The organism is Sphingomonas sp. PL-96, from assembly GCF_020707215.1.
Classification (GTDB): domain Bacteria; phylum Pseudomonadota; class Alphaproteobacteria; order Sphingomonadales; family Sphingomonadaceae; genus Sphingomonas.
Map to the genome: position 1 here is coordinate 184,374 of NZ_JAJFET010000003.1, position 14,488 is coordinate 198,861.

General features: G+C 64.7%; 15 protein-coding genes and 1 tRNA gene. 4 read left to right on the plus strand and 12 right to left on the minus strand.

Annotated features, from left to right (window positions below; translation table 11 throughout):
* Positions 1 to 7 precede the first annotated feature (7 nt).
* Positions 8 to 682 (minus strand): ABC transporter ATP-binding protein, encoded by a 675-nt coding sequence (locus tag LK533_RS08320; protein WP_229362327.1) that lies wholly within the window; start codon positions 680 to 682, stop codon positions 8 to 10.
* 700 nt (positions 683 to 1,382) lie between these two features.
* Complete coding sequence (locus tag LK533_RS08325; protein WP_229362328.1) at positions 1,383 to 1,556, minus strand: hypothetical protein; 174 nt, start codon at positions 1,554 to 1,556, stop codon at positions 1,383 to 1,385.
* A 596-nt stretch (positions 1,557 to 2,152) separates the two neighbouring features.
* Here LK533_RS08325 and LK533_RS08330 point away from each other — a divergent pair.
* Positions 2,153 to 2,740, plus strand: coding sequence for a hypothetical protein (locus LK533_RS08330; RefSeq protein ID WP_229362329.1), 588 nt, complete (start codon positions 2,153 to 2,155; stop codon positions 2,738 to 2,740).
* Positions 2,741 to 3,585: 845 nt separating this feature from the next.
* Here LK533_RS08330 and LK533_RS08335 read toward each other — a convergent pair.
* Positions 3,586 to 3,768 carry a YozE family protein gene (locus LK533_RS08335; RefSeq protein ID WP_267495299.1) on the minus strand — a complete coding sequence of 61 codons (183 nt, stop codon included), beginning with the start codon at positions 3,766 to 3,768 and terminating at the stop codon, positions 3,586 to 3,588.
* 144 nt (positions 3,769 to 3,912) lie between these two features.
* Here LK533_RS08335 and LK533_RS08340 point away from each other — a divergent pair, with 144 nt between their 5' ends.
* Positions 3,913 to 4,437 carry a thermonuclease family protein gene (locus LK533_RS08340; RefSeq protein ID WP_229362331.1) on the plus strand — a complete coding sequence of 175 codons (525 nt, stop codon included), beginning with the start codon at positions 3,913 to 3,915 and terminating at the stop codon, positions 4,435 to 4,437.
* 49 nt (positions 4,438 to 4,486) lie between these two features.
* On the opposite strand, the gene LK533_RS08345 is transcribed toward LK533_RS08340, so the two are convergent.
* The 9 genes from LK533_RS08345 to LK533_RS08385 form a co-directional block, all read right to left on the minus strand.
* A complete protein-coding gene (locus LK533_RS08345; protein ID WP_229362332.1) occupies positions 4,487 to 4,711 on the minus strand; it encodes a DUF6289 family protein in 225 nt (74 codons plus the stop codon).
* A gap of 124 nt (positions 4,712 to 4,835) precedes the next feature.
* Positions 4,836 to 5,381 (minus strand): BLUF domain-containing protein, encoded by a 546-nt coding sequence (locus tag LK533_RS08350; RefSeq protein WP_229362333.1) that lies wholly within the window; start codon positions 5,379 to 5,381, stop codon positions 4,836 to 4,838.
* Between the two features lie 586 nt (positions 5,382 to 5,967).
* On the minus strand, positions 5,968 to 7,518 hold the full coding sequence (locus LK533_RS08355; RefSeq protein ID WP_229362334.1) for a serine hydrolase: 1,551 nt from the start codon (positions 7,516 to 7,518) through the stop codon (positions 5,968 to 5,970).
* Positions 7,519 to 8,163: 645 nt separating this feature from the next.
* Positions 8,164 to 8,445 (minus strand): I78 family peptidase inhibitor, encoded by a 282-nt coding sequence (locus LK533_RS08360; RefSeq protein ID WP_229362335.1) that lies wholly within the window; start codon positions 8,443 to 8,445, stop codon positions 8,164 to 8,166.
* A 497-nt stretch (positions 8,446 to 8,942) separates the two neighbouring features.
* Positions 8,943 to 9,017, minus strand: a tRNA-Glu gene (locus tag LK533_RS08365).
* Positions 9,018 to 9,094: 77 nt separating this feature from the next.
* A complete protein-coding gene (recJ, locus tag LK533_RS08370; protein ID WP_229362336.1) occupies positions 9,095 to 10,858 on the minus strand; it encodes a single-stranded-DNA-specific exonuclease RecJ in 1,764 nt (587 codons plus the stop codon).
* 50 nt (positions 10,859 to 10,908) lie between these two features.
* Complete coding sequence (locus tag LK533_RS08375) at positions 10,909 to 11,589, minus strand: prolyl hydroxylase family protein (RefSeq protein ID WP_229362337.1); 681 nt, start codon at positions 11,587 to 11,589, stop codon at positions 10,909 to 10,911.
* Positions 11,590 to 11,675: 86 nt separating this feature from the next.
* Positions 11,676 to 12,614, minus strand: coding sequence for an RcnB family protein (locus LK533_RS17950; RefSeq protein ID WP_229362338.1), 939 nt, complete (start codon positions 12,612 to 12,614; stop codon positions 11,676 to 11,678).
* A 102-nt stretch (positions 12,615 to 12,716) separates the two neighbouring features.
* Positions 12,717 to 13,253: a (2Fe-2S)-binding protein gene (locus LK533_RS08385; RefSeq protein WP_229362339.1), complete on the minus strand. Its 537-nt coding sequence runs from the start codon at positions 13,251 to 13,253 to the stop codon at positions 12,717 to 12,719.
* Positions 13,254 to 13,348: 95 nt separating this feature from the next.
* On the opposite strand from LK533_RS08385, the gene LK533_RS08390 reads away from it, so the two are divergent.
* On the plus strand, positions 13,349 to 14,146 hold the full coding sequence (locus LK533_RS08390) for a DODA-type extradiol aromatic ring-opening family dioxygenase (RefSeq protein WP_229362340.1): 798 nt from the start codon (positions 13,349 to 13,351) through the stop codon (positions 14,144 to 14,146).
* A gap of 78 nt (positions 14,147 to 14,224) precedes the next feature.
* Complete coding sequence (locus LK533_RS08395; RefSeq protein ID WP_229362341.1) at positions 14,225 to 14,455, plus strand: hypothetical protein; 231 nt, start codon at positions 14,225 to 14,227, stop codon at positions 14,453 to 14,455.
* The last annotated feature ends 33 nt before the right edge of the window (positions 14,456 to 14,488 follow it).

Here is a 14,488-nt window from a genome sequence, read left to right on the forward strand (position 1 = left end):
ACCCGCCTTACTGTCCCATTTCCTCGAGGTAGAGGCTCTCCAGTTCTGATGCGGTGATATCTGCGGCGTTGATCATGCGCCGCAGTCGCCCCTCTCGCATCAGCCCAATCCGGGTGCCCACTTCTCGGGCGCGGAACAGGTCGTGCGTTACCATCAGGACGGCAGCGCCGGCGTCGCGTTGCCGGACCACCAGCGCGTGGAACTCCGCCGACGCCTGCGGATCGAGGCCCGAGGTGGGCTCGTCGAGCAGCAGCGCGCGCGCCTCCTTGGCGATCGCCAGCGCGATGCCGACCTTTTGCCTCATGCCCTTCGAGTAGCCAGCCGCCCTGCGATCCATCGCCGCCTCCGCCAGACCGGCTTGCGCCAGGCAACTGCGCAGATTGGTGGGCGATCGTTCGCCAATGCCCGAGAGCGCGGCGAAATAGGCGAGGTTTTCGAGGCCGGTCAGCTCGCCGAACAGCGCGATCTGCTCGGGCACATAGAGCAGCTTGCGCTTGGTGCCGACCGGATTCCGGCGCACGTCGACGCCGTCCACCCGTGCCTCGCCCGCGCTGGGATCGAGAAAGCCGAGGAAGAGATTGATCGTCGTGGTCTTGCCCGCGCCGTTGGCGCCCAGCAGGCAGACGATCTCTCCCGATTCGACCCGCGGGTGCGCCGCCGCACGAAGGACGATAGGCGCCAACTCTGAAGGGGTCCGTGCTGGTCTTCAGGTCAATGACTTTAGCCGCATTGAGCCCTAAGCGTTCCAGATAATCTGGCGTGGCCTTGGCCATGTCGAACCTCTCGAACGATGCTGTGAGGTCCGCTGGCCAGACAGGCACGTTGCTCTCGCTCGCCACCCGGTTAGCTGGGGAGCGAGGTGAATTTGCGCTCACGTCCGAACAGTTTGCGAAGCTCATCCAACGATTGGAGGTTTTCCGACGGTCTGGGGAGACGATCGCCGCCGCGAAGATGCGAGAAAATGGCTTGAATTCATTTCGCTGCGATGAGCCATACGGTACTGACCAGGGCGGAATCACTTTCCACTGGTCCGGAGCATCACTGGATCAGTTCTACTCTATGGATTACGGATGCGCCCCAGACAAGCATGCGGCGAGGAACAGGGAGCTTGGAGCAATTCTCTCTTCGCTTCCCGTTCCTGAGCCAGAGAGCCTGCCGTAGTCGGCGTAACAGGCCTCTGAGGGTTGCGCGCGCTCTCAAGGGCTTAGCTGGCAGCGTCCGCTTTCCACCACTTGTCGCCGTTCGTCGCAGCGAAACAGGATCCCGGAACCGGATCGGCAGGAAACGCCCAATTGCAGCCATGAAGAGAAGCCTAGAGGCAGTCCTGAAATCTGCCATTCCCAAGCGTTAGGATCGTGTGAGAACCAGCCACAGAGCGGGCATCACAATGACAACAAGATAGGCCCCGAGCCTGATCGACCGACGCTGGCGTTCATGCGCTGCGCCCATACGAATACAGAAACAGCTAAAAGCGGCGTCAGAACAAGCGCAACAAACCACGTTGGGCGGTCAGATGGGTTCGCTCCCATTGAGCCGCCAACGATAAAGCCGAACATCGACAGCAGCAAAACTGAGGCTGCGCATAGAGCCGCAAGCGTCTTCGCAACTCGAAGCAGACGGTCATCCGTGAGCATTTGCCTGATCTAACCTAGTCGTTTGGCCCGGTCTATGTCAGCTATCGCAGATCCGCAGCCGAAAGCCGCCTGACCGCATTCCACCAATCTCCGCCGTTCGCGCTGGCCGAAGCGGACGCCAGAACCGGAGGGGCAAAAAACGCCGAATGTGAGCCATCGCGGCCGATCTGGCCTCTTCGCAATTGCGGACCTTGTTCGCCAGGCTAATCTATACGGATGGACGCTTCTCGTATCGCAGCAGCTCGCCGCCGCCTTTGGCGTGCTTGGGTGTTTGGCGGCCTAGTCTGGTCGGTCGCTTTCATCGGACTGGCAGCGGGTTGCGTCTGGCTCATTGGCACTCCCGGAGCGCAGACCGTGCAGCTTGCATTAACGCTGGCGCTAGTTGGCTGTGGCGGTCTGTACGCGACTGTCTACCTCAGCGCCGCGACCTGGGCGGTGATCCGATGGGCGGCAGGACGGCACCCGGACTGAATCGACGGTTTCGCTCAGAACCAGACAGTGCCGTGCCGCTTTTCGGAATGGACATCGCAGAAAACAGAGGTGAGGCTGGCGGCATGAAGCGTTGGCCCTCTCTCTTGCTCGCCGGGAGCATCATGTGCTTCCCTATTGTGGCGGAAGCTTGCATTTATCCGCCACCGTCGCCGCGGAAAGCGGAAGAAACGGATGCGGAGTATAGCGCGCGCGCTCATACCGAGTTTTCTGCATACTTATTGGAACGTGCTCGACAGACGGAGACCTCCTATTTCGAGGCGGCGAAGAGCACTTATTTAGCAAGGATTGTCCGAAGCGAGGAAATTAGTGTCGCCGGATCGCGGGTGGCGAGGCGGATCGTACTGCTGCCGGTGCGATCAATCAGGGGGACCCTTCCTAGTCTCCGGGTAACCGCAAAAGACCGTGAATTGACGTCCTGCGGCTTAGGTGGTGACGGCCCGGCCACCGCGGGCAATGTTGGGCAAATGGCTGTCGTATTCGACGGAGTTCGCAACGAAGGGATGAGCTACCGTTCACCGCTATACGTTGTTTTGGCAGAGAGCGTTCAAGAACCGCATCTCTTGGCGGCGTGGGATCGCTGGAAAGCTCATCCCAGCGAGGTGCTCAACCAATAGGCAGAGGTCCGCTTTCCACCACTTCCGGCCGTTCGCGCCAGAGGTACTGTCCTCCGCGCTACTGTAGCAGACACGGCAGAAAACCTCGTTTCAGCAGCCGCCTGGGCAGAGCAGTACCCCAGCGATACCCCCGAACGGCAATAGCAGGAAACGCCCACTAGCAGACAAGGCACTGGATGCTACACGAGGAGGATGAAGTGGATTCCCTCCTGCGTGTTGTGCACCTGGGCTGCGCTAACGCTCGCCTCACCCGCCCAGCCCTGTCGGGTGTTCATGTCGCCGGAGAAGCGCGTCGAGAATGCGTATGCCAGGCATGGTGAACTGCGGGTAGCGGTGGTGAGCATAACCGCGGCGCAGCACCTCCGAAGCCCTAATGAGGATATCGAGCGAACGTTACGCCGGCTGGATCCTCATTACGAATCACCGTGGAGGGCGATAGCGTCAGTAACGAAGGTCCTTGTTGGCCAAGGCTCGCCCGAGCTGCTCGTCTTTGACCGAGGATGGGGAGCGGCAGCTTGCGACGATGGCGCGTCCATCCCTCGCCGTGGAGACAAGTGGGTCGTCTACTATGTATCCTCCTCACCGATCGGGGCCGCCGAAGTGATCGAGAGCTACCCGTTGGCGACGGCCTCCCGTATCGATCCTAAGCTCAGCAGTTACGCCCGCTGACCACCGACTTCGCGACGTTAGCGGCGGATACACCCCTCCGCCCTGCTCCAACAGACACCGCAGAAAGGCTTGGCTCAAGAGCGATTATGCAAGAGCGATACCCCGGCTGTACCCCCAAACGGGCACGGCAGGAGCCGCCCAATCTCCGCCGTTCGTTCACGAGGCTTCAGCCCCCGTTAGTAGCTGAGCCAGTCGGTCTCCGCATCGTCCACCGCTTCAAAGCTGTCGCCGTCTGCCTGCATCCGGTTGAGGTGCGCGCGGACTGCGTTCGCATCGCCCTCACGCGGGAAGCTGCGGTCTGATTGCGCGGCCTTTGCCAGGCGGCCGACGCCATCCTCCCGATCTCGCTGGAGCAACAGCCAGGCCGCGAAAGCCGGGCGCGGCTCGCCATATCAATCCATCTGCACGAAGTGCCTCCACTTGCCGACTCACGGCTGTGGCGTCTATCAAGTTCGCATTATGTTCCTCAACGGAGTTCCCATGCCGCCAAAGTTGCACACCCGATGACGCGCCGTCGCCGTCGGTTCTCGTCGCCTGCCGTGCTCCTGGTAGCGATCGTCGCCGCCGCCAGCTTCTTCTGGCCGGAGCTGAAGGAGCAGCTGCCCGAGCTGGAAGAGATCGCCGGCACGGCGCCCACGCGCGAAGCCGGTGGCAGCAAGCCGGCACCCGCCGGACTGCTCACATGCCATGTGACCAGCATATATGACGGAGACGGCCCGATCCACTGCGCCGAAGGGCCGAAGATCCGCCTGTCGGCCATCGCCGCGCGCGAGATGGACGGCGGCTGCCGACCAGGACACCCGTGCCCCACCGCCTCGGCTGGTGAGGCGAAGCGCGCGCTCGAGCGCCTGGCGCTGGGGCAGACGCTGCGATGCGAGCAGAACGGGACGAGCTATGACCGGGTGACCGCCTGGTGCTGGCGCCCCGACGGTGTCCAGATTAACTGCGCGATGGTCGAGGGCGGCTATGCGGCGCGATGGGAGCGGTACGACGTGGGCGGGCGCCTCTGCGGGCGGCCTAGGGCCTGAGGACCGCGGAAAGGGCGGGCGGCGTGCTCGCCCTCTCTGGTGCATCCGTTCAGTCGCAGCCGTAGTAGGTTTCTTCGGAGTAGAAAGTCGGGGTACCGCTGCGGAAGAAGCCGCCGTCGCAGAAGCGGATGATCTGCCCGACCATGTTCTGATGCTCTTCGGAGTCGTAGAACACCGTCACGGATTCCTGTCTCCGGATCTGGGCCTCCGTCGCGCTGGTGGTGCCGACAGCGAGCGTAACGGCAAGGACAGTGGCCTTAAGGAAGTAGCGCATCATGTACTCCTTCGTAGAGAGGCCGGCAGTTCACTCCTGTCCTCCAGGGGAGTCAAGTTGAAGCGCCGCTGCGGACTCTAAATTTCCGAAGTAACTGCAGTGCCGACACCCCGCTGTCTTGCGGCTACAGCCCCCCGATGTGTATCTGAACTATCGCTTGGCGGACATCTTCAGGAGCGTCCCGCATGAAGCGGTCGAGGTGCGGGCGTATCGTGGACACATCGTCGCCCGGATATGCGGCAGCCATCGTCCAGTAGGCAGAGGCGCGGTCAAAGCCCGTTTGGTCCGAGAGGATGACGACGTCGCTGTGTCGAGGATCGGCGCGGATCCGCTCGAATACCGCGGCCACAGCAGTCTCAGAGCCTTCAACGACCTGGACGTACTCGTCGCCGTCGCTCCACAGCAGGCCTGTGACGCCATCGAGCGCGTTGTTCACGCGTGAGCTGCGGAGGATGTCTGCTTGGTCGGTCTTGCGGTCGGTGCCGACAGCGACGCTGACATAGACGAGACGTCTGACGGGCTGATCCTGGGATTCGGGCACGTGCTTGATATAGTCAGTATGCGCGGCGCCAAAGCCTTGGGTGGCAAGTTTTTTTGGACAGGCGAGGAGGCGTTTGGCGAAGGGGCACATCAGGGAACGTTCGAGAAAGCCATCGTTCCAGATCGACATTGATCGACTTTTCCAATCTGGGCGGTGGCACCGATCCGACTAACGCAAGTTAAGCTCCGGATATAGAGGATATCATGTCGGACACGGAGATTGTCGCTGTCGCTTTCCTGACGCGGCCAGACCTTGAGGCCTTCGGATCGAACCTTAGTCGGGTGTTCGAGGTGGCAAGTAATGAGGACTTTGACTCACTTCTCAGCTGCCTGAACGATGTTCCCGGAGTAGCGCCACAACTCAACTCGAGCCCGTGCCCAGGAGGGCTCAGCAGTAGCCGCAGCTCTGGGGTATCGCAGGGGTAGTGCGCCGGCTGAATGCCGGCGCATGGCGACACTCTAAAGCGCGTTACGGCCAAGGGCCGGTCAGCCGCGGCCGGCCGGACGAGCGTGGATCTCTGTCGGTCCGCTCTAGATTTGCGCGAAGGCGATAGTTGCCGTTCGTCGCACAAACCGGGGCGGCAGCTATCCACCACGTCGAGACCTTTTGAAGGCTGGTCAGGCACGCCGGAAGCTGCCGTTCAACCAAGATGACCAGTGGCCGGTCCGGGGAAGGGGCAAACGGGGCCGGGCGTCTGCTTCTGGATCGTCTTGAGCTATTCGCGCTTTAGGTCGAGATCATGGAAGTCGTAGGAAAAGTCGGTGATGTTGCTAATTGCCTTCATCTTCAGGCCTACGGTTTTGCCATCCTTGACCGAGAACGTGACGAAGGCATCGGCCTTCATGGTCTTGTCGGGCCAGATCGCGGCAAACGTGTCACCATTGAAAGGGGTTAGCGGACCGTCAAGCAGCGCCGAGCGACTCATGTCGATGAACAATTTCTTCCCGCGTCGGGTGATTTTGACAGCGCCGTACCACGGATCGCGGTAAGTGCCGACGTATGCGTTGAGCGGTAGCGTCGGTTGAGCAGCATCTTTCGGCGGCGAGACTGCGTTGGTCAGCGCCGCAGCGGCTTCGGTATTCGCCTTCGCGTTGGCCGCAATCGCCAGACCCACGACATCGGCATCTTGCTTCCCGTTGGCCAGGGCGTCGGCGATGTGTCGCGTCCATGCTCCGGCCGTACTCAGATAATCGTTCGACGAAGCGAAGATCACCGTCTTCTTCGCCGGGAGGATGATGAAATTGCTCGTCACTCCCGGCGCCCCTCCGGAGTGGTAGACGATCGGCGTGCCTTCGGTGTCCGAGACGAACCAGCCCAAACCGTACAGGACTAGGTTGCCCTTGCCCGTCGCCCGCGAAATGGTTGCGGAAACGGGAGTGACCCCAGTCCATAGCTCTTGTGTCTGTCTTTTCGATAGCAACCGCTTACCATCGGCAGACACACCGCCGTCGAGCCAGAACTTGCCCCACTTCATCATGTCGCCGCTGGTGCACCAGATGCCGCCAGCGGCATCCCATGTCTTGGAGAAGCTCATGCGCTGGTCGATCGGTGTGCCGTGCTGATCGGCGGCCGCGCGTTCGTGGCCGGTGGCGATGGCTTGGCCGGGCCGGATCAGCGATTTGTCGGCGGCGCAGTCGCGCATGCCGATGGGAGCGAAGATGCGGCTCGAAATGAAGTCGGTCCATGCCTGGCCCGACACCCGCTCGACGATCTCGCCAGCCACGATGTAGAGCAGATTGTCGTAGGCGTAGCCGTCTCGAAATCCCGTCGTTGGCCGCAGATATTTGAGCGAAGCGATTACGTCTGTTGGTGTGGCGTTGCCGTCGGGCCAAATCGTCAGGTCGCCCGCGCCAAGCGGAAGACCCGAGCGGTGGGTGAGTGCATCGCGGACGGTGAAGTGCTCGCTGACCCAAGGATCGTACATGGCAAATTCGGGAATGTACTTGCGTACCGGATCACTCCAAGCGAGCTTGCCCTCATCGACCAGCATCGCCAACGCGGTGGTGGTGAACGCCTTTGAGATCGACGCGATGGGAAACAGCGTCTCGGCCGTCACTGGAGCGGGTTTGCCGTCCTCGATCTTACCATTGGCGCCCGAGTAGACGACTTTATCGTTGATCAGCACCGCCGCCGTCATCCCGGTAGCCGACAAGCCGGCCATGATCCGTTTGGCCTCGCCCGCATAATCGACAGGAGGGGCAACTTGCGCGTGAGCCGGAAGGATCGTCAAACCAAGCCCAAGAACATACGCAAGCTGTCGCTTCATCATATTCGCCTTCTGTTCGCAGGCCTGCACGTCTAGTCCGGACGCGCAGGGTGGCCAACCATAGAGTGCGTCCTGGATCGACGGACATTCTATCGTCGAGCTTCGCTGCAAAAGTATCGCGCCCGAACCCAGCGCGGGTCCCCGTCCAACGAGGCATGATGAATGAACGCCCGCTTCTAAGGACAGGGGATGGGCCGCACGAACGTCTGACATGGTCAGATTGCGACCTACTAGCGGCGGGAGTGGACCTCGAGCGGCAATTACAGTCCGCCTTGGAAGCTGAACGTAAAGCGGTAGGGTCGGATTTTGTCAGTTCGGTCAGCTGAACGCCTCGGCGGCGTCGCTTCCACGAGTGTAAGGCTGCCATCAGCGACGTTCACGGGCACGCCAGACGTGAGGTCGAGCTGCTTGGACCATCCACCCCCCATAGCGGTTACTCGGACGATCAGGCGTCCCGCCCAGACACATTGGGCGTCTATGGGGCACCGGCTGTCCTCGATGACTTGGTCCGCCCGCACCCTCGGACCATTGATGGATGCGATCTGTCCCAGACGCACCGGACCCTCGAAGGGGCCGTCTGCCACGCAGCCGGTGAGCAGCGGCAGGGCCGTCGCGAGGAAGAGCAAATGCACTGCAGTCCAGCGCTTACCCACAGGAAGCGGAGACCACCCGGCCATCCGCGACCGTTACAGTTACTCGCTCAACGCGATAGTCCCTGGTCGTCGGGTCACCGGGTGCGATGCGCCGAATGATCGTGCTGCCCGTGCGGTGGAGAATTGCAGCGTCGTCGGGCGGCACCTGACCGACGAATGTCGCGGCAGCATCGGGGCTGCATTTCGCCGCACCGGCAGGGTCGCGAACGCCGGTGGAGGCGCAGGCACTCAGCCCTAGAGATATCACAAGCGTGCTTACGGCAATCATCTTCATGGTCGTACCTCCGTCTGCGTGACGCCGCAGATAGCGGATCGAACATGAACAATAGACGAAGTCGGCAGGGCGACGCCTCAACCCAGCCGTGGTTGCCGCGATGCTCTGGAGGCAGGACTGACGCGTGCTGGAGATACAGCCATCGGCAGCGGTAGCGGCTAGGATGCCGGGGTCATCCGAGATATGAGGGTGGGCGTGAGCGACATGAACAAGGGTCCGCTTCGGGACACGTCAACTGCGCCTCGAGTATCCGATCCTGATTCTTGCGGCCGCGGGCCGGCGTCTGGGAAAGGTGGTCTCGACGTCGAGGATTGAGCCATTTCGCCGACAAGCTTCTACTTGGCTTGCCGCGGTGAGGTACCGTGATCTCGCGTTTGATCTGCCAAGGCGGACCAAATCCGCTCAAGAGAGCCTGCACAATGTGTGGGACCAACTGTGGGCGCCGATTTCGTCGCCACATCGAAAAGCGCAGAATACTGACGATCCTGGCTTGACGATGGTGACCCCTACGGGAATCGAACCCGTGTTTCAGCCGTGAAAGGGCCGCGTCCTAACCGCTAGACGAAGGGGCCGTTGCCGGTCGCGGCGAACTAGGGAAATGCCGGCGATCGGTCAAGCAGGTGTTTTCGCTTTTTCGCTTTTTACGCGCTCAGTCCGCCCAGGCGGCGTCCTCGACATGAAGCTCGGCGGCCGGGCGGCTGCCCCAGTCGTCGATCTTGGCGCGGCCGGCGAGCCACAGCCGGCGGTGGGGCGGGGCACCGAGCAGCGCGGCCCCAAGCGGTGTGTCGGCCTGGCGGAATGCCACCGCCTTCAAGCTGCGGCCGTCGTCCCCGGCGACCGTCAGGCGGACATGGCCGTTGCCGACCGTGTCGGCGCGGATCACGCGCACCGGGCCGGCCGCGACGCGCGGGGCGGGCCAGCCGACGCCATAGGGGCCGCCAACCTCCAGCGCCTCGACCAGCATCGGGTTGACGCCGCCGGGCGCCAGCACCGCGTCGAACAACAGCGCGCGCTCGCCCCGGGCGCGCTCGACGGCTTCGTTCAGATTCTCGTGGAGGAAGTCGGCGAGCGCCGGAATAGTCTCTTCCGACACGGTCACGCCCGCTGCCATGGCATGGCCGCCGCCGGCATGGAGCAGGCCGCTGTCCTTGGCCGACAGGATCGCCGCGCCCAGGTCGACGCCCGCGATCGAGCGGCCGGAGCCCTTGCCGACGCCATTCTCGTCGACCGCGATCACCAGAACCGGGCGGCCGAGCTTTTCCTTGAGGCGACCCGCGACGATGCCGATCACGCCGGCATGCCAGCCGCGGCCGGAGACGACCGCCACCCCACGCTCGGTCTGGGTGGCGCAGCGCTCCTCTGCCTCGGCCTGGACGATGCCTTCGATGGCGCGGCGTTCTTCGTTGAGCCGGTCGAGCTCCTCGGCGATCGCGCGCGCCTCGTCGCGGTCCTGCGTCGTGAGCAGCCGAACGCCCAGATCGGAACGGCCGACACGCCCGCCGGCGTTGATCCTGGGACCCAGTGCAAAGCCGAGATCCGAGCAGGTCGGCGCCCGCGTCAGTCGCGACGCCTCGATCAAGGCGGCGAGCCCCGGGTTTCGGCGCTGCGCCATGACCTTGAGGCCCTGCGCCACGAATGCGCGGTTGAGCCCGCGCAGCTGTGCGACGTCCGCAACGGTGCCCAGCGCCACCAGGTCGAGCAGCTCGATCAGCTTGGGTTCCGGCCGGTTGGCGAACCAGCCGCGGGCACGCAGCGTGCGCAGCAGCGCCGCGCCGAGCAGGAAAGCGACGCCAACCGCGGCGAGATGCCCGTGCTCGGCGCCCTCGCGCTCGTCCATGCGGTTGGGGTTCACCAGTGCATGGGCGTAGGGCAGGGCGGCGGCGCATTTGTGGTGGTCCACCACCACCACGTCGACCGCAGCCTCGCGCGCGACGTCCAGCGCCTCGAACGCCTGGGCGCCGCAATCGACGGTGACAATCAGGCTCGCACCCTCTTGCTGGAGGCGCAGCAGCGCCGGACCGGAAGGACCATAGCCCTCGGTCATGCGGTCGGGGATGTAGGGGCGCGCTTCCAGACCCAGCTGGCGCAGCAGCAGGATCAGCAGCGCCGCAGAAGTCGCGCCGTCCACGTCATAATCGCCGAAGATCGCGACCTGCTCGCCGGCCTGCACGGCATCGGCCAGCCGGTCCGCGGCCTTGTCCATGTCGCGGAAGATCGACGGGTTCGGCATGAAGCCGCGGATGCTGGGCGTGCGGTGCGCCTCCAGCGCGTCACGCGAGCAGCCGCGTGCGAGCAGCAGCTGGGTGACCAGATCGTCGGGGGCGAAGCTCGCGTCGCACGGGTCGGCGGCAAGGCCGCGCCAGCGCCAGGGTTGCCCCAGGATCGAGCGGTGAACGTTCAGTACGGGACGCATGAAGGGCGCTTACGCCAACCGCGGCGCGAAGGAAATCGCTGGATGTTCCGTCACTTGACCCATGGGCGCTCGCGAAACCATTTGGTGATGATGTATTTGGTGCCGCGCATCACGGCCATGCCCTCGTGCAGGGTCAGCTTGTTGGGGCTGCCGTCGGGGTTCATGTTGTTCCAGGCGACGAGCTGGCCGGCATTGGGCTTGAAACGCACGCCCGCTTGAGGAAACCAGGTGGCGCCGCCCTGCTCGACGGTGTTGAGGAACACCATCGCGGTCCAGGTCCGCTGGCCGCCCTGCTGCTCCATGTCGGCCCAATAGGACTCGCCTTCATGGAAATAGTCGTGGTGGGCGCGGAACTGCTGGCCGGGCGCATAGCGTTGGCCCTGCATGGTCTCGCCGAACTGGGGCTCGATGCCGAGCAGGTCGGCGATGCGTTCGTCCAGCGGCTGGATCTCGGGCGACCAGCGATCTAGGTCGCAGCTGTCGCTGGTGCGGAAGTTCGGGTCGTTCGACTGCGTGAGCAGGGTGGATCGCCGGCTGCCCGCGTCGATGGTGCGCATCAGCATCCCGCATTCGTCCGCAGTCAGGAACTCCGGGTGGACGAACATCTGGGCCGCTTCGGTCCTGGCGGCGCGAACCTGTGGATTCGCACTCAGCCGCGCTGCGACGTTCGTGCCGAACGCGGCGCGGACCGCGGAAGGGGAGCCATGCGGACGGTTGGATTGCACCTTCATGGCGCCGTTCCTTCGGACAAGGGGCGGGCGAAGGCAAGAGGGCCCGGCAGTCGCCTGCCGAGCCCCCGCCCGCAACCCGTGTCGGCTTACCAGAACAGGTCGTACACCGTGTCCACCACCTCGCCGGTTTCCAGGTCCACCAGCAGCGCGTCGTTGTAGTAGCGCACCCAGCGGTACGGGCCATCGGCGGGCGGCAGGCGGTACGCATAGGGATCGTTGATCCAATAGCCCGAGCCGTACAGCATCGACCCCAGCGTGAGCCCGATCGAGAAGCGCTGATAGCCATAGCCATAGCCATAGCCCGAAGGCGGATAGTAGCGCGGCAGCCGATAGACGTTGCGATTCGCCTGACGATAGCCGTTCCAGTCGTACCGTCGATCGCTGCGCCAGCTGCGGCTCCACGAGCGACGATCATCCCACGACTGCCGCTGGCGGGTATCGTCGCGCCAGTTGCGATCGGCGAAGCTGCGGCGGCGATCGTCGCGGTCGCGCCAATCGCGATTGTCGTCGCGGCGCTGCCATTCGCGCTGGCCAGGGCGGCCACGCCCGTCGCGCTCAACGCGCCCTGCGCGATCACCCCAGTTCTGGCGATCGTTCCGCTCTACCTGGTCCGGGCGGCGCTCGCCCCGGTCGACACGATCGCCGCCCTGCGAGTTCCGGTTCTCCCAGCCGCGACGGTCTTCGGCGCGCGCGTCGGGACGACGCTCGCCGCCCTGCCAGCGCTGGGGAGTGCCTCGATCCGGTCGCGTCCAGCCTTCAGGTCGCTCGCGCCGCGCGCCCTGGGCCGGGCGGACGCGCTGGAAGTCCTGCTGCGGCGCACGTCCCTGCACCTGCGGGCGCTGGTTCTGATAGTCGCGCTGCGGCGCCTGCGGCGCCCGTTCCGGCCGCTGGCGCTGGGAGTCGCGCTGGGAACGGTTACCGTCCGCCGCTTCGCGCCGCGGACGCTCGCCGCGCTCCTGGGCCATGGCCGAGGCTGGCACCAGCGCACTGGCTGCCATCAATCCGATCAACAAGAACCTGATCACTGCCGTTCTCCCGAACCGGACCCACCGGTTTTCCAATGCTGGTCGGTGTACCGCCAATGCCATGAGCATTGGCTGAACTCGCGTGACAGCCGGCAGAAAGGTTCAGCGCGGGGTGAGGGCAGGAACTGCGCGTGCAGCTTCGTCGCGGTCGGTGCCGGGCTTGGGTGCCGCATCGACTACTTCGTCGCCGCGGGCCAGGCGGGCAGCGCGCCGCACCGCCTCCGCCAGCCGCGGCTGGATGCCGCACCGGCACAAATTGGTCAGCGCCTCGGCGATCTGCGCATCGGAAGGGTCGCGGTTCGACCGCAGCAGCGCGCTCGTCGCCATCACCAGCCCGGGGATGCAATAGCCGCACTGGCCGAGGTTGGTGGCGAGAAACGCCGCCTGAACCGGATGGCTGCGATCGCGCGACAGCCCCTCGATGGTCGTGACGAACGTCCCCTCCAGGCTGCCGATCGCCACCTGGCACGACCGCACCGCCTCGCCATCCACGTCCACCGTGCAGGCGCCGCATTGGCCGACCCCGCAGCCGTATTTGGTACCAGTGAGGTTGGAGGCATCCCGTAGCGCCCAGAGCAGCGGAGTCTCCGGATCGAGCTGATATTCGACGGGCTGATTGTTGACGGTGAAGCGGGTCATGCGTCCTGGTCATAGCCGAGCCGCGCTGCCCGTGAAACGGCGTGTTTCCGGCAGCGGCGTTGCAGGCTCGGCCCGTGCCGCGCAACATCTCTGCCATGACCATGCCAAGCCTGTTCGTGCCGCACGGCGGCGGCCCCTGCTTCTTCCTGAACCCGGGGGCGGAGCCGGACCCGATGTGGCGGCCGATGCGCGACTATCTTGCGGGAGTGGTCGCATCCCTGCCGGAGCGGCCGCGTGCGATCCTCCTGGTCTCCGGCCATTGGGAAGAGGAGCGGGTGACGCTGCATCATGGCGATGGTCAGCCGCTGCTGTACGACTATTACGGCTTTCCGGCCCACACTTATGCCCTGCAATGGCCCGCGCCCGGCGCCCCCGATGTAGCCGCGCGGGCAGCGGAACTGCTGGAGCAGGCGGGCTTTGAAACAGGCGCAGAGCACGGCCGCGGGTGGGACCATGGCGTCTTTATCCCGATGATGGTCGCGGTGCCGGGCGCCGACATTCCGCTTGCGCAGATGTCGCTGCGCCAGTCGCTCGATCCGGCGGAACATCTGGCGATCGGACGCGCCCTGGCTCCGCTCCGAGACGAAGGCGTCCTGATCGTCGGTTCCGGCATGAGCTTCCACAATCTGCGGGAGCGGGGCGCGCGCGCCGCAGCGCCGTCCGCCACCTGGGACGCGGCACTTGCCGAAGCGGCGACCGATCCGGACCCCGCTCGCCGTGCCGAGCGGCTGGCGGCATGGGAGGTGCTTCCCAACGCCCGCTACGCGCATCCGCGCGAAGAGCATCTGCTACCCTTGATGGTTGCTGTGGGCGCCGGCGGTGACGACCCGGCGCGGCTCGACTGGCGGGGCGAGGTGCTGGGGTGGGCCGTCTCCGCCTATCGCTTCGGCTGAGGCGAGGCGCGGGGGCGCCCGACGCCGCAACCCTGGCTGCTGCCGGCCGTTGGAGTGGCAGCAGACAGGAGTAACGTCATGGCCAAGGACGACATCCGCATGCACGGCAACAACACGCCGGGCCTGGACACGAAGCGCGGGCACGAACGCCACGAGGATCCAGTCGCACCAGGCGACGCGATCGGCACCGATGCTCCCGAGCCGCAGGAGGGCGACCAGCGCGACACCGAGGCCGCCGGCAGCACCTCCGACCGGCATCAGGACAGCGCGCTTGGCGGACACACCGCGACCCGCTCTTCGGGCGCATGATGCGTCGGCACGCGGAGCTGGCCTCGGCCAAGG

Coding starts and splice junctions, on each gene's coding strand:
- LK533_RS08325 (WP_229362328.1), bottom strand. CDS start 1,556: ATGTTCGGCTTTATCGTTGGCGGCTCAATGGGAGCGAACCCATCTGAC.
- LK533_RS08330 (WP_229362329.1), top strand. CDS start 2,153: ATGGACATCGCAGAAAACAGAGGTGAGGCTGGCGGCATGAAGCGTTGG.
- LK533_RS08340 (WP_229362331.1), top strand. CDS start 3,913: ATGACGCGCCGTCGCCGTCGGTTCTCGTCGCCTGCCGTGCTCCTGGTA.
- LK533_RS08345 (WP_229362332.1), bottom strand. CDS start 4,711: ATGCGCTACTTCCTTAAGGCCACTGTCCTTGCCGTTACGCTCGCTGTC.
- LK533_RS08350 (WP_229362333.1), bottom strand. CDS start 5,381: ATGTCGATCTGGAACGATGGCTTTCTCGAACGTTCCCTGATGTGCCCC.
- LK533_RS08355 (WP_229362334.1), bottom strand. CDS start 7,518: ATGAAGCGACAGCTTGCGTATGTTCTTGGGCTTGGTTTGACGATCCTT.
- LK533_RS08360 (WP_229362335.1), bottom strand. CDS start 8,445: ATGAAGATGATTGCCGTAAGCACGCTTGTGATATCTCTAGGGCTGAGT.
- recJ (WP_229362336.1), bottom strand. CDS start 10,858: ATGCGTCCCGTACTGAACGTTCACCGCTCGATCCTGGGGCAACCCTGG.
- LK533_RS08375 (WP_229362337.1), bottom strand. CDS start 11,589: ATGAAGGTGCAATCCAACCGTCCGCATGGCTCCCCTTCCGCGGTCCGC.
- LK533_RS08385 (WP_229362339.1), bottom strand. CDS start 13,253: ATGACCCGCTTCACCGTCAACAATCAGCCCGTCGAATATCAGCTCGAT.
- LK533_RS08390 (WP_229362340.1), top strand. CDS start 13,349: ATGACCATGCCAAGCCTGTTCGTGCCGCACGGCGGCGGCCCCTGCTTC.
- LK533_RS08395 (WP_229362341.1), top strand. CDS start 14,225: ATGGCCAAGGACGACATCCGCATGCACGGCAACAACACGCCGGGCCTG.